This is a genomic window from Microcoleus sp. N9_B4 (genome assembly GCF_036701635.1).
GTDB lineage: Bacteria > Cyanobacteriota > Cyanobacteriia > Cyanobacteriales > Microcoleaceae > Microcoleus.
Map to the genome: position 1 here is coordinate 94775 of NZ_JAUBRC010000019.1, position 14554 is coordinate 109328.

Annotated in this window: 15 protein-coding genes; 11 read left to right on the forward strand and 4 right to left on the reverse strand. The window is 45.1% G+C overall.

Annotated elements, in window-relative coordinates; translation table 11 throughout:
- Positions 1 to 75 precede the first annotated feature (75 nt).
- Positions 76 to 630: a cyclic nucleotide-binding domain-containing protein gene (locus QUA43_RS14840; RefSeq protein WP_333374877.1), complete on the forward strand. Its 555-nt coding sequence runs from the start codon at positions 76 to 78 to the stop codon at positions 628 to 630.
- A 221-nt stretch (positions 631 to 851) separates the two neighbouring features.
- Here the strand turns inward: QUA43_RS14840 and QUA43_RS14845 are convergent, their stop codons facing one another.
- Positions 852 to 1298: a hypothetical protein gene (locus QUA43_RS14845; protein WP_333374878.1), complete on the reverse strand. Its 447-nt coding sequence runs from the start codon at positions 1296 to 1298 to the stop codon at positions 852 to 854.
- Positions 1299 to 1616: 318 nt separating this feature from the next.
- Positions 1617 to 2387, reverse strand: coding sequence for a hypothetical protein (locus QUA43_RS14850; protein WP_333374880.1), 771 nt, complete (start codon positions 2385 to 2387; stop codon positions 1617 to 1619).
- Between the two features lie 721 nt (positions 2388 to 3108).
- On the opposite strand from QUA43_RS14850, the gene QUA43_RS14855 reads away from it, so the two are divergent.
- The 6 genes from QUA43_RS14855 to QUA43_RS14880 all read left to right on the forward strand — a co-directional run bounded on the left by QUA43_RS14855 (position 3109) and on the right by QUA43_RS14880 (position 9512).
- Positions 3109 to 3807, forward strand: a complete 699-nt coding sequence (locus tag QUA43_RS14855; RefSeq protein WP_333374881.1) for a class I SAM-dependent methyltransferase — start codon at positions 3109 to 3111, stop codon at positions 3805 to 3807.
- Between the two features lie 358 nt (positions 3808 to 4165).
- Complete coding sequence (locus tag QUA43_RS14860) at positions 4166 to 4792, forward strand: 7-carboxy-7-deazaguanine synthase QueE (protein WP_333374883.1); 627 nt, start codon at positions 4166 to 4168, stop codon at positions 4790 to 4792.
- 224 nt (positions 4793 to 5016) lie between these two features.
- Positions 5017 to 5460, forward strand: coding sequence for a retroviral-like aspartic protease family protein (locus tag QUA43_RS14865; protein WP_333374884.1), 444 nt, complete (start codon positions 5017 to 5019; stop codon positions 5458 to 5460).
- 73 nt (positions 5461 to 5533) lie between these two features.
- Positions 5534 to 8494: an excinuclease ABC subunit UvrA gene (uvrA, locus tag QUA43_RS14870; protein WP_333374885.1), complete on the forward strand. Its 2961-nt coding sequence runs from the start codon at positions 5534 to 5536 to the stop codon at positions 8492 to 8494.
- 234 nt (positions 8495 to 8728) lie between these two features.
- Entirely contained in the window at positions 8729 to 9286 is a 558-nt protein-coding gene (locus QUA43_RS14875) for a DUF6429 family protein (protein WP_333374887.1), read from the forward strand.
- 97 nt (positions 9287 to 9383) lie between these two features.
- The gene (locus tag QUA43_RS14880; RefSeq protein WP_333374889.1) at positions 9384 to 9512 is read left to right on the forward strand and encodes a hypothetical protein; all 129 of its coding nucleotides are present in this window, start codon (positions 9384 to 9386) and stop codon (positions 9510 to 9512) included.
- Positions 9513 to 9549: 37 nt separating this feature from the next.
- On the opposite strand, the gene QUA43_RS14885 is transcribed toward QUA43_RS14880, so the two are convergent.
- Positions 9550 to 10044 carry a GAF domain-containing protein gene (locus tag QUA43_RS14885; RefSeq protein WP_333374890.1) on the reverse strand — a complete coding sequence of 165 codons (495 nt, stop codon included), beginning with the start codon at positions 10042 to 10044 and terminating at the stop codon, positions 9550 to 9552.
- A gap of 108 nt (positions 10045 to 10152) precedes the next feature.
- Here QUA43_RS14885 and QUA43_RS14890 point away from each other — a divergent pair, with 108 nt between their 5' ends.
- Complete coding sequence (locus QUA43_RS14890; protein WP_333374892.1) at positions 10153 to 11025, forward strand: alpha/beta hydrolase; 873 nt, start codon at positions 10153 to 10155, stop codon at positions 11023 to 11025.
- Between the two features lie 227 nt (positions 11026 to 11252).
- On the opposite strand, the gene QUA43_RS14895 is transcribed toward QUA43_RS14890, so the two are convergent.
- Positions 11253 to 11471 (reverse strand): chlorophyll a/b-binding protein, encoded by a 219-nt coding sequence (locus QUA43_RS14895; RefSeq protein WP_333374893.1) that lies wholly within the window; start codon positions 11469 to 11471, stop codon positions 11253 to 11255.
- A gap of 278 nt (positions 11472 to 11749) precedes the next feature.
- On the opposite strand from QUA43_RS14895, the gene QUA43_RS14900 reads away from it, so the two are divergent.
- The 3 genes from QUA43_RS14900 to QUA43_RS14910 all read left to right on the forward strand — a co-directional run bounded on the left by QUA43_RS14900 (position 11750) and on the right by QUA43_RS14910 (position 14462).
- Positions 11750 to 12520 (forward strand): GTP-binding protein, encoded by a 771-nt coding sequence (locus QUA43_RS14900; RefSeq protein WP_333374895.1) that lies wholly within the window; start codon positions 11750 to 11752, stop codon positions 12518 to 12520.
- A gap of 5 nt (positions 12521 to 12525) precedes the next feature.
- Positions 12526 to 13341, forward strand: coding sequence for a metallophosphoesterase family protein (locus QUA43_RS14905; RefSeq protein WP_333374896.1), 816 nt, complete (start codon positions 12526 to 12528; stop codon positions 13339 to 13341).
- 392 nt (positions 13342 to 13733) lie between these two features.
- A complete protein-coding gene (locus QUA43_RS14910; protein ID WP_333374897.1) occupies positions 13734 to 14462 on the forward strand; it encodes a metallophosphatase in 729 nt (242 codons plus the stop codon).
- Positions 14463 to 14554: the final 92 nt, after the last annotated feature.

Genomic DNA, 14554 nt, shown 5'->3' on the forward strand with positions numbered 1-14554 from the left:
ACTGCTTCGGAAGAAGTTGCGATCGCACGCCATCTAAATTTTATATAAAGAAGAAGCGATCGAGAGCGAAAACTTATGGCCGACAGCAGCAGAAAAAAAGCACTTTTTATTTTGAGCCAGTTAAATAATGACGATATCAACTGGATCGTCCAAAAAGGCAAAAAGGAAGTTCTAGATCCGGGCGAGATTTTGATTCATGAAGGGAGACAGATAGATGCGCTCTACATTGTTTTGAAGGGGAGTTTGAGCGTTTTAATCGAGGCTGAGCGGACTAGAGAACTCGCTAAAATAGCCAGCGGAGAATTGGTGGGAGAAGTCTCTTTCATTGATGCTCGCCCTCCTTTGGCAACGGTGAAGGCGATCGAAGAAACTCACTTGCTGGCAATTCCTAGGCGGCAGTTAGTAATCAAACTTCAAAACGATATGGGCTTTGCTTCCCGCTTTTATTATGGAATTTCACTGTGTCTGGCAGACAGGATGCGCGGTACGATCAGACATATAGAATACGGTCGCAATATAGAATTAGATCAACCAGAATTTGAACGAGAGGATATCAATCCTAACGTCCTGGAAAATTTGGCGCTAGCTGAGGCTAAGTTTAATTGGCTGAGGGAAAATGTTAAACCTTGAGGAATTTTAAGGCGTTTTTGAGCTGGGTGTGAAAAGTTGCCAATACATACGGTAATTTATCATTGATGTAACCTCTCAACTTAAAAAACAGATGTGGAAAAGAAAACAGGGGCGGGTTGTACCGGAAATATCGATCGATAATTGCCGGAACTATAAAAACCCGCCCCTGTGCTTGGCCGTTGCAACCTCGCGCGCCGAAATGCAACTACCAACCAGACAATCTAGATAATGCCGGGCCCTTTGCCGCGGGTGTCTGCATCCATTGTCAGTTTTCCTTCCTCGCCTTTTTTATCTTTGACTTCTGCGAGAATTCGAGCGCGTTCTGCGGCTTCGGCTTCCTCTTGTGCTCTCAAATCGCCCGGTTCGTTGATGTACATTTCCGGTTCGATCGCGTAATTGTTAACCAGACCTTCTTGATCTACTGTATAACCATCTGTGGTGTGAATGCTTTCGTCATCGGTTTGGTCATCAGTTTTTGCACTTTTCTGCTTCGCTTCTGTCGTTGCGTGCATGAAGTTAGCGCCTTCGCGTTCTTGCCGCGCTGCTGTCTCCGCAGGAGTAATGCCCCTGTCGTAGTGGGGGGCTTCCATCTTGGCTTCGATTTGTTCGTCGGTCGGTGTTGATTTGCTAACTTCTTCTTTGGGGGGTATTGGTTGGCGATTAGTCATGATTTATTCCTGGGTTATCTTTTCAAAAAGGTCTTTGCGTTATGTTTAAATATTAGGCCAAAGCTAACTCATTCACAAACTATCTTTGGTTATAGTTGGCTAAAAATTGCTGTTAGGGAAAATACCTTGATTGAGTCTTCCTAAAGACTGATAAAATTCTGTTTTTACTTAACTTTTTACTATCTGCGACTATTTGGCATCTATCTAAAGATAGGGAATTGGGCATCGGGCATTGGGCATCGGGCATCGGGCATTGGTAACTAATGACAACTGTCAACTGTCAACAGACAACAGTCAACAGTCAACAGTCAACTGACTTTACGATTCTTTAAAGAATCGGATGATTTCGCGGACGTGGTTGAGAAATTGTCCGTCATCGGTGAGTTGGGCGATCGCACTTTCTGCATCTCTTCTCAGGTGAGTGTGTTCTGCCTGATTTGTCGCTTGCAAAGATTGTAGAGATGCGGATAAAGTAGTTAGTTCTCTTCTGATAGCTTCCCGTTCGCGATTTTGGACAGCCACCCACGAATTCGGATTGTCTGGACTTAATTGATTGCTCAAATCTCTAACTGTAGATTCTAAGTTGGCAAAGCGGCTGCGGAGTTCGACAATATCTTCGCGGGGGTGCAAAAATTGGCGGCGGATAGTTGTCAGCCGTTGGGCTAAATACTGATAACCTCGGATAGCTGGACGCAGTACAGTTAACAGCAGTGCAGCAGCGGAACTGAGATAGCCAATAGCACTAATTCCGGCGGCGGCTAGGCCGTAAAGTGCGATCGCGCTAAACAGGTGAAGTGCGATCGCCACCAAGAGCGATCGGCTAACTAATACAGTAACGTATTTGACTTGTTCCTGATCGACAGCAATGTTTTTTTTAGTCGATTCTGCAGCTTGCGCTAAAACTTCTTTAGCTTCAAAATGGATATTCCAGGGAACTGTAACTATCAGCAACAGCCATTCAAAAATAGCAATGGCAATTACCCAATCAATAAAACTGCCGGCGGAGACGTGCAGCCATTGCAGAATGGCAAAAACTAGCAGCAAAAATATGCCTGTGGCGGCACCAAAACCTGCGAAAGTGTAATACATAGCGATGCCTTGGTGGAATGTTGTTTTGATTGTGAGTAGGTGCTTTAGGTCTGGAGTAATAAACTGTGACAGTTAAGTGAGCGTCCTATTAATCCCGGTTCATTAGTTATGAGTAAAAGTGCAGGGCAAGGGTTGCGATCGACCTGTTTTTTCCCACAAATACTTGCTCTACCTCAATCGTGGAAGGTAGTGGAGATTTGGGGTAGGTGGTTTAGGTATGGAGTAATAAACTGTGACAGTTAAGAAATCGTCCTATTGAACCCAGTTTATTAGTGATTAGTAATACTTATGTTTTTCCCAGTTCATCTAGTTAATAATCAGGATGAAGTCAAATTCTCCTTGACTCATACCATTTGAGATTGGAGATTTGAGATAGGGAATGGCTGATTATGTATGGGTTTGCAACTTGTATACAGTTGCATTCATTTTTTGAACTGGTATCACTAACGGCGTTACGCGGTGCTAGAAAACCAGGAATCTCAAAACGCTCCCTCTATCCATTTTTATTTTCCAGAGCTGCTAAATCACCTGTAGCTGAGATAAACTGATTTGGAAGTAGAGCGCGCGTTTTGCAAGTTGCCTCTGTGTAACCGAGACACTGCTACTGCAACCTGCCCTCAGCCACAGCAAAATAGATGCCTAAATTAACTCTACATTCTCCGATTTCCATTAACAGGGCGTCTACAATCTAAAATCAAAAGTGAGCAGCAAGGACAAACCGATGGCGAACTCAACTCTTGGCCTAGAACATCAACTTTACGATTATCTGTTATCTATTTCTCTGCGGGAGCCAGATATTCTCGCTTCACTACGGGAAGAAACTGCTAAACATCCTATGGGTAGGATGCAGATTGCTCCCGAACAAGGTCAGTTTATGGAGCTCATGGTGCAGCTTATGGGAGCGACCAAAACCTTAGAAATTGGCGTTTTTACTGGTTATAGCTCGCTGTGCGTAGCTTTAGCGCTGCCTCCTAACGGTCAAATTATTGCCTGCGATGTCAGCGAGGAATATACTGCGATCGCACGACGCTATTGGGAAGCTGCGGGCGTTGCTAATAAGATTTCTTTGCAGTTGGGCCCAGCAATAAATACTCTCGACAAACTAATAGCCGAGGGACAAGCTGGAACCTTTGATTTTGCCTTCATCGACGCCGATAAAGAAAATTATGAGACTTATTTTGAGCGATCGCTACAACTTGTACGCAATGGCGGTTTAATTGTAATTGACAATGTTCTGTGGTCTGGACGAGTTGCTGATCCTCAAGTACAAGACGAAAGCACCACCGCCCTTCGTACTTTTAACGACAAATTGCGTAACGATCCCAGAGTTACTCTCAGTGTTGTCCCCATTGCTGACGGACTGACTTTGGCCCTGAAACGCCGTTGGGCTACTATGATGGAACCTGAACAGCATAATTAAAGAGTTATTTGCGGTTTGTGGTGGATTTCTAAGGGACTCATACCAAAGCTATGAAGAAACCGGATTGCTGAGTCAGTCGATTTTAGATTTGAGATTTGAGATTTTAGATTTACCCCACAGATAAATCTGGAAGCTTGAACTTTGGTCTAAAATTTTTATCTTTCCACGACTTAAGTACGTGGCACGGTATCCGTTTTTGGGCTGGGTCAAGCTTCTGGGATCAAACGGATAATTTTTTTTCATAAACCCCGTTTATAGGTTCAGGACTGTTTTTATTTGCTGCAAACCGCGAAGAAATAACAATTTAAGAATATTATATCTAAACAACGTAATTAATTGATTTGAGGCGTAACTTCGGGTGTCTAATTTACAACTAAAATTACCAATTCACGAAACTTTTCAGTGTACTGTTCAAGGCGAAGGTTACTGGACGGGGACTTTAGTTGATTTTATCAGATTGGCCGGTTGCCCTGTGCGGTGTCCTTGGTGCGACACAGGCTACGAAAATGGGGGCAAAGGTTTGCCATCGGTGCCGCAGTCGATCGCACAATTGCTAGCTCAATTGCAGTCTCCGAGAGTTGTCATTACTGGCGGCGAACCTTTCATTCACCGGGATTTGCCGGAGTTAGTTGAAGCTTTGTTAGAAGCTGACAAGCAGGTGAGTATTGAAACTTCGGGCGCTTGCTGGCAGGAAGTTTCGCCGCAGGCTTGGATTACTCTTTCTCCTAAAGAACACGTCAATCCTAAATATCCGGTGCAAGAGCTTTTCTGGACTAGAGCTAATGAAATTAAGTTGGTAATTAGCACTGGCGAAGAAGTTGAATTTTATCACAAGCATTTGGCAAGTAATGTGAATATTCCGGTTTTCTTGCAACCAGAATGGAACTCTAAAAAGTCAGCGATCCCCATTATTTTGGAATTGCTGAGACAAAATCCTAGTTACAGGCTATCTTTGCAAACTCACAAGTTTATTGGCGTGCAATAATTTGATGATTTTGACACAGATATAGCAATCCTTGCAGGAGTCGTAAACTTTTTACCCCACCCCAACCCTCCCCTTATCAAGGGGAGGGAGTAAGAAATTCACAAATGATGCGAGGATTGCTATAGCAGGCGATGTGCGGAGTGAAGCAAAGAAAGTACATCGCCTTACTATTCGTATAAGTATGTGCTATAATTAAAGCCGCAATTTATGATAAGTTGAACGTAATGGAAACAACTACGGAAACCCCAGTGGGAAAAGTTATCACAACCCTAGTAATTACGAATCGGATTGATGAAGCTAAAGCAGAAGATGGTCTGATTCCACTGGAGCAAGTCAGGTCTGTTACTCTAGAAAATGTTTTGGTGGATACGGGCGCGACAACTTTGTGTTTGCCTAAAGATGTCATCGCCAGACTGGGTTTGAAAATTCTCAAGCAAGTAGTTGTGGAAACAGCCACGGGCATTAGTGAGGCGAGGATTTTTCGGGATGCTTCGATTTCTCTATGCGGCCGCGAAGGGACTTTTGAGTGTTTGGAATTGCCAGAGGGAAAAACTCCACTTTTAGGGGTAATTCCGATGGAAGCGCTGGGAATTGAAGTCGATTTGAAAAATCAAAGATTGAAGGTTTTGCCCGACGGGCCGACGGAAACTTATTTGACAATTCTTTGATATTCTTGAGTTTGGATGCCAGCTATTCGATCTGCAGCGCTAAGATGGTTAAGCACTGTTTTGCACTACTCTCATGTCCCAACGCGCCGAAACCTCAAACAGCCAGCCAAGTGCATCCCGCAACGGGCATAATGTGACAAATGCTCACTCTCACAACCAAAATACGATTCGGGTTCGCGGTGCGAGACAGCACAACCTGAAAAATATCGATCTGGAACTGCCGCGCGATCGCCTGATCGTTTTTACTGGGGTCTCCGGTTCTGGTAAGTCTTCCCTAGCTTTCGATACAATTTTTGCCGAGGGACAGCGCCGCTACGTCGAGTCTCTCAGCGCTTACGCGCGCCAGTTTTTGGGACAGTTGGACAAACCGGATGTGGACGCGATCGAAGGTTTGAGTCCGGCTATTTCGATCGACCAAAAGTCAACTTCTCACAACCCGCGATCGACTGTTGGCACTGTTACAGAAATTTACGATTATCTCAGATTACTCTACGGCAGAGCTGGCGAACCGCACTGTCCGATTTGCGATCGCTGCATTGCGCCGCAGACAATTGATGAAATGTGCGATCGAGTCATGGCACTTCCCGACGGCACTCGCTTTCATCTTCTGGCACCAGTTGTGCGCGGAAAAAAAGGCACTCACCGCAAATTATTGTCGAGTTTAGCTTCCGAAGGATTTATTCGCGTTAAAGTTAACGGAGAAATTTTAGAACTGTCGGAAAATATCGAATTAGATAAAAATCATACGCACAATATCGAGATAGTTGTCGATCGGTTAATTAAAAAACCCGGTTTAGAAGAACGTTTAGTTGATTCTCTGGCAACTTGTTTGCGCCATTCTGAGGGAATTGCGATAATTGAAGAATTACCAACAGACGAAAATCCAGAACCAAATCCGCCGATCGTATTTTCCGAAAACTTTGCTTGTCCCGAACACGGCGCAGTAATGGAAGAACTTTCCCCCCGGTTATTTTCGTTTAATTCGCCCTACGGCGCGTGCCAGAACTGCCACGGTTTGGGGAGTTTGCGGACTTTTGCGCCGGAGTTGGTAGTTCCCGACGAGAAAGCGCCTCTTTATTGTGCGATCGCACCTTGGTCTGACAAAGACAATTCTTATTATCTTTCTTTGCTTTGCAGTATTGCTGATACTTGCGGGTTTGATATCGACACTCCTTGGTATCGATTAAAGCCCGAACACCAGCGGGTAATTTTGTACGGCAATGAGCAAAAGCGCAGCGCAGAAAGTAAAAAGCGCGACGGCAGCACTGATTTGAGGAGAGATTTTAATGGCGTGATTTCCATGTTGCAGCGCCAGTACGACGATACTGGTTCCGATCTTATCAAGCAGAAGTTGGAACAGTATCGGGTCGATCGCTCTTGCGAGGTTTGTCACGGCAAACGCTTGAAACCCGAGGCGCTTTCGGTGCGGTTGGGACAGTACGGAATTGTGGATTTAACCAGTATTTCGATACGCGAATGCCGCGAAAGAGTCAATAATTTGGGATTGAGCGATCGGCAATTCCAAATATCCGATTTAGCCCTGAGAGAAATCAAAGCAAGGCTGCAATTTTTGCTCGATGTCGGGTTAGATTACTTGACTTTAGACCGCGCGGCAATGACGCTTTCTGGCGGAGAAGCGCAGCGAATTCGGCTAGCGACTCAAATCGGTTCTGGTTTGACGGGCGTGCTCTACGTTTTGGACGAACCGAGCATCGGACTGCACCAAAGAGACAACTTTCGCCTGCTGCAAACCTTAACAAAATTGCGCGATTTAGGCAATACTTTGATTGTCGTAGAACACGATGAAGAAACCATGCGAGCGGCCGACCATATTGTCGATATCGGGCCAGGTGCCGGCGTTCACGGTGGCAAAATTATCTCGGAAGGAAGTTTAGAAAATTTGCTAAAGGCAGAGGAATCTTTGACTGGTGCTTATTTGTCGGGAAAGCGAGTAATTGAAACGCCTAATGAAAGGAGAAAAGGCAACGGCAAAGCTCTGTCAATCATAAATGCGACGCGCAACAATTTAAAAAATATCGATGTGGAAATTCCCCTCGGAAAACTCGTCTGCGTGACGGGGGTTTCCGGTTCTGGAAAATCAACTTTAATCAATGAATTGCTGTACCCGTCGCTGCAACATTATATCACCAAAAAAGTGCCTTTACCACCCGATATGGACGCCCTCAAAACAAAGGGCGAACGCTCTCTAGAGGATGTGGTTGATAAGGTAATTGTCATAGATCAATCTCCCATCGGCCGTACTCCGCGTTCTAATCCCGCGACTTACACGGGAGTCTTTGATGTGATTCGGGATTTGTTTGCCGAAAGCATTGAAGCGAAGGCAAGAGGTTACAAAGCGGGGCAGTTTTCTTTTAATGTGAAAGGGGGAAGATGCGAAGCTTGCGGCGGCCAAGGCGTGAATGTGATTTCGATGAATTTTCTGCCGGATGTTTACGTGCAGTGTGAGGTTTGCAAGGGGGCGCGCTACAACCGGGAAACGCTGCAAGTGAAGTACAAAGGCAAGTCGATTTCTGATGTTTTGAATATGACTGTCGAGGAAGCTTTGGGGATGTTTAAAAATATTCCCAGGGCTGGCGTCAGACTGCAAACTTTGGTTGATGTTGGTTTGGGTTACATTCAGTTGGGACAGCCGGCGCCGACGCTTTCTGGGGGCGAAGCGCAGCGGGTAAAATTGGCAACGGAACTGTCGCGCCGCGCTACTGGGAAAACGCTTTATTTGATTGATGAACCGACGACGGGTTTGTCGTTTTATGATGTTCACCATTTGTTAAACGTGCTGCAAAGATTGGTGGACAAGGGGAATTCAATTTTGGTAATCGAACACAATTTAGATGTGATTCGGTGCTCCGATTGGGCGATCGATTTGGGGCCTGAAGGGGGAGACAAGGGCGGCGAAATTATTGTGGCGGGGACGCCGGAGGATGTGGCGGCAAATCCTCGTTCTTATACTGGGAAATATTTGCAAGCTGTTTTGCAGCAGCATCCTTTGGGGGAGGCTGTAGCTGCTAGTTAATACTAACAGGAATTACGCAATTCTCATAATTAGTAAGGTGCGTCAGATATTTAAACCTTCAATAATCGTTTAAGAAACTCACCTGACGCACCATACAATTAAAATACTGAGTTGGGACAGTAGACAGCACAGATCGATCGCCAAAATCGCAAAGCAACAACGATTGGCAGATTCAAAATAGGAACTGGCAAAAAAACAGCAGACGTTCAAGAAATCAAGGAAAGAGAGCGCTCTATGGCTAAACCTTTCAAACCAGAAACTCGAAATTATTGTAATTGGTCTGTAACCATTTATGTTGGCTCAGAAACAGTAGGGTTTTATACAGAGTGTATTTCGCCCAATGGTACTATTTTATGTACAGAAATTTGTAATGACAAAGGGTCTGCTTGGCAACAGGGTTACAACCTTGTAGCTCGTGCAATTAAAGAAGAACGAACTAATCGATACAATAGGATTGCTATACCTCTGACACTTGCGTTATTATATGTATGTGGATCGGATGAGGAATACGAGTTAGGTCATCAATCTCGCTTTAGAGGCAGACGTGCTGGGAAGGGGCATGATTTTGAAATTTTGGATCTTCTGACTGAAGATGGTCTATTAGAGGAGCAACGTCATCCCCAGCAGATTAAATCAGTAGTTTTGACACCAAAAGGTATTAAACAAGCAAGGCACATTCTGAAAAATTTGAATTTAGGGGGTATTGAAGAGTTTCTTCAGACTCAGGAAAATCGCGACGATTTAATCGATGGATTAGAACAATATCAAGAGCATTTTGGTGATGAAAAGTAAGAATTCGCTACAAACCCCCGCTTAACCATAGAACGCCATTCTGACAACATCTCCTCTCAGTAAAGGTTGGGGAAAATTAGATGGATATCTAGCTCGATTGGGGCAAGATTCGGGTTGGTTGGTAATATTCGATCGCCGCGAGAATGCACCGGAACTCGAAGAACGGTTGAACACTGAGATTCATACTACTCCAATGGGGCGATCGATTACAGTAATTCGAGGGTGAAATCCTGGTATATTATGTACTAATAGTAGATGCGATATTAACTCTCTTGAATTGTCGGAGACATTGCCATATGGTGCGCTTGTGTCTGCATAAATTCAATGTCCGAGCGCGACCAAGTGCGGGGCCCGCTGCACTGATGAGCAATTAACAGCCCCCACAGTCCTTTGTTCGTTAAAATTGGCACGACTAAATTGGCGCGAACTTTCAGGCTACGCAGAAAATCTCGGTGGCATGGGTTAATTGCTTCTACTTCAATATCTGCAATTGCTCTAACTCGGCCGGCTTCGTACAAAGCAGCGTATTCGCCGTTAAAACACTCGTCTGGCCCCGTTGAACCCAAGATAGAGAGTTCGATCGCACTCAACATCTCGTAAGTCACTCGACCCTGCCACTGCTTGTAAAAATGATAAAGCACCGCGCGATCGCTCTGCACAACTTCTCGAATGTCGTAGAGGGATTGTTCAACTAATACATCGCGCTTTAGACGATCTGTCAAGCGGTTAACAATGTTTTGCAGGCGATCGCCAGACATGGTATAGACTCCTTAAGTTCCTAGTTTTGACTGATATCTGTCTTAAGTTTAGCTTTATTAAAGGTAACAACTGCTAGGATAACTTTACAGCTAGAGGAAGCATCAAATATGTCTGTGCTAGAATCTGCTTGGAAACACGCATTTATCCCTACAAACGGCATCAAACTGCACTATGTCACTCAAGGCCAAGGCCCGCTGATGCTGATGCTGCACGGGTTTCCAGAATTTTGGTATTCTTGGCGGCATCAAATCCCGGAATTTGCATCAGATTATCAAGTCGTCGCTGTAGATCTCAGGGGTTACAACGACAGCGACAAACCTCACGATCAATCTGCTTACGTGATGGCAGAGTTTGTGCAAGATGTCAAGGGCATTATTCAGGGTTTGGGATACGAAAGTTGCGTCTTAGTTGGTCACGACTGGGGAGGCGCGATCGCCTGGAACTTTGCTTATGCTTATCCCCAAATGGTGGATAAATTAATAGTGATGAATCTACCGCATCCTGCCAAATTTGCTGAAGGGTTACGCACTCCCCAACAATTGTTGAAAAGTTGGTACATCTTTTTATTTCAGTTGCCAGTTTTGCCGGAGTTGTTAATTCAGTGGGACGACTATCAAGCCATTTCTGCTGCTTTGGAAGGTATGGCAGTTAACAAAAGCACCTTTAGCCCCTCAGATATCGAAGCTTACAAAGATGCCGCTGCCAAACGGGGCGCTCTGACTGCTACTATCAATTATTACCGAAATATTGCTCGCGGATTTGTCGATCGCCAGAATTGGAGGGTTCTGGAAGTTCCCACGCTGATGATTTGGGGAGAAAATGATGTCGCCCTCGGTAAAGAGTTAACCTATGGAACCGCAGATTATGTGCGGGATTTTCAGATTCATTACATTCCTAATTGCAGCCACTGGGTGCAGCAGGAACAGCCGCAGTTAGTGAATCGGTACATGAGAGATTTTTTGGCAAGCAAAGCTGTTTGAATTAATATAGGACAAGGAAGTTCCGCAACGAGCAGTGTACAAGATGTAACGGATGTAAAAGTAACAAATAAAGCCTCAACAATTGCTGAGACTTTATTATCTAATTAGTTGTATTTAAAACAGTTTTAAAATATACAGTCAGAAAGCAATTCTTACAGCAACGGCGGCTAGACTGTAGGTGAAAAGTTGTCCTATTTCTGAATAAAATCTCAAGCTGATAAATCGCCCTATCCTAAAATATCTTTGATGAAGCCGATAAAGCTTTGTTTAGTCAAAACTTCGATCGCCAGCACAGAAACAAATCCGATCATCGCAAAACGTCCGTTAACTTTCTCTGCATACTCGGTAAATCCGGTGCTGACGTTGGCGTCTACATACATCGTGGGCTCGATCGCGAAGTTGTTGAGCAGACCTTGGTCATCGACCATCATGTTACGTGAAGTCATGTGTTTTTCCTTGTTTTGTTGCTTTATGTAAATAAATGTAACAAATTGTTAACTTATATTACAGTGATTGGGCGCATAAAAGTTTGTGATGCTAGTCACAAACGTTGGCACTAAGACTTGGGCGGCCTCGAAACGCTAAGCTGTCGCTGATCTAACTTGCACGGTAACTGGTTCCAGAGGCATAGCCACGAAGAGTGGAGCGGGCAGGATGCCCGTTCAAAACCTTAAATCTAAATATATAAGAGCCAACTTGGGTGATAACGATTATCATTATATTTATGAGTCAACCTACCATCACCGCCGTAGCGGGCCCGCCCGGAAGCGGCAAAACAACCTGGATTCGACAGCAGCTAGCAGCCCAAACCCCGCCCCTGCTGTATTTTTGCCCCGGAAGCGGCAATGTGCCGATCGACCAAACGTGCATCGCCGCCGAATTTGGGCAAATCACCACCCTGACAGACGGGCAAGAATCCGAGCTCGCGAAGCACCTGAACAACGGCGTTTCAGCCTACATCGAACTGGGATTTTACCTGCAACTGACAGCAGTAGAAAACCTACTCCAAAGCTTTCCCAGCCGCCGATTTGCTGTAGTGCCGCCAGAAATCAAAGACACCGAATGGCATCAATGGGCAGATGTAATTGTCGAGGGAATAGCCGTTAGCGGCGAATCGGAAAAACTATCAATTTGGCGCAGCCCCGCTAGCGGACAAGTCCTCGATCCAGCCAGCCTCGATCTGTTTTGGTACCAAGAAATGACCCAAGGAGCCTACGGCAAGGTTCACAGAGCCAAAGGCATTTTTGACATAGCCGACGGTCGATCTTTTTACTTCGATTTCTCTGCCGAATTCAAAGAAACCGCCCACGAAGAATTGCCACTTCCCCGCTGGCTCGAAGGCCGCCCCCAAAGATTTAGCGGCATAGAAATTGTCGGCGAAAATCTCGATGAAACAGCATTAGGACAAACCCTAGAAGATTGCTGTCTGTCCGAAACAATTCTGTTGAATTACCAACAGCAAGTCAAACAAGCACTATTATTAGGAGAAGAATAAACCGAATGAAAATAGCAGTTATGTCCTGCATTCACGGCAACTACGAAGCCTTAAATGCCGTTTTGTCAGACATTGACGAACAACAAGCAGAAAAAATCTTTTGCCTTGGAGATTTAGTCGGTTACGGCCCGCATCCCCACGCCGTAGTAGAAATGATTCGCTCCCTCGACATTCCCACTTGCGTCGGCTGCTGGGACGAAGATATTGTCGAAGGTTTGAACTCCTGCGAATGCAGCTATCCCTCAGTTTTAGCCGAAAAAAGAGGCAAATTAGCTCACGAATGGACGAACAGTCAAATATTCCCGGAAACGCGGGAATATTTAGCCACTTTGCCGCACAGTTTGCGAGAAGACAATATGTGTTTTGTCCACGGTAGCCCTCACAGCAATCATGAGTATTTGCTGCCGACCATGGATGCTTTTTCTGCCTTAGAGCGGGTATTTTCTGCCGATGCTGACCTGCTGTTTTGCGGTCACACTCACGTTCCCTACGTTCGCACTTTAGATGCTGGAAATATGCAGGTTCGAGTCAGTGGATCAAGCATCGAAGGAGACAAAAATTTAAGTTTTACTGTTCCTTTAAAGCGGATTGTGAATGTCGGTTCCGTGGGAGAACCGCGCCACGGGAGGCCGAATGCTACCTACGTGATTTACGATGTTGACGCTCAACAAGTGATATTGCGAGAAGTCGAATATGACTATCAAGCCACTTGCGCTGCAATTATTGAAAAAGGTTTACCTCCGATTTTTGCTTGGCGTTTGGCTAGAGGTTTGGAATATGCAGAAAGAGCCGACGATCCGACTCATGTTTGTGAAAGATAGATAAACAGTAGACAATAGACAGTAGACAGTAGACAGTTAACTGTTGACTGTTCAATAAAGAGGTAGATTGTGATTTACCGTTGGGTGGGGGCGGGTTTATAAGATTATTGGTTTTTGGCGATTATTGTTGGTAAAACCGGCCCCTACAATTTTTTGATATTGGTATAAGATATCAGTTCAAAACAACTTCTGTTCATTAAAGAGGTAAATTGCGGTTTACCGTTGGGTGGGGGCGGGTTTATAAGATTATTGGTTTTTGGCGATTATTGTTGGTGAACCCGCTCCTACAAGTTTTTGACATGGGTGTAAGATATCCGTTCAAAACACGCTCCGAAAAAAAACATCCAAACTCACCAGGCAAAAACCTTGAGCATTACTAACAATTAAAAAGTATGAAAAACTGGGCATTGCTAACTGGAATCGAAGGAAATCTGGCTGCTTATGAAGCTGTACTAGCTGACATCAAGCGCCTGAGAATTCGTGTTGAGGAGTTGTATATATTGGGTGATTTAGTCGGCCCGAATCCCGATTGCGAAAAATTAGTGCAGCGAGTCCGATCGCCCAAACGAGGAGAAATCGAACCTCAAATTTGTATCGGGTGGTGGGAAGAACAGTGTTTCAACTTACACGGAATAGGTTCTAGCCCTGATGCGGCAGAATTGCGACAAAAATACGGCGCAGATACGATTAAGTTGCTCTGGGATTCTGTCAGCCGGAAAACTGTAGAGTGGTTGCGCTCTTTGAATTTTGGTTTTCATGAATTGGATTGTTTGTTGATTCACGGGAGTACGGTTAGCGCGTCTGATGAGCTTACCCCGGAGACTCCGCCGCCTGTGATGCTCGATCGCGTTATCCGCGCTGATGCCAATACTTTGTTTTGCGGGCGATCGGGCTTAGCATTTGAGTATCAACTACAGCCAAGTATTATCAATAACTGGGTGCAGACTCTGGACTCTCAAGAGCCGCCTGCAACCGTGTCTGCAACAGCGCGAAGGGCGATCGGAGTCGGGAATGTGGGTCGGCTCAGCGGACAAGCAAATTATACTCTCTACGACCCAAACACGGATACTGTCAAGTTCCGAAACGTCTCTTACACCACGCGCAAAGGGTTTCAAGCTTAGCAGTCGGGCATTGCAATTACTTCCAGCTAGTTGACATAGATTATCAATTAGCTTAAGCTGTACGTTCTATCCAAAGTAGCGGTGACGCTAAA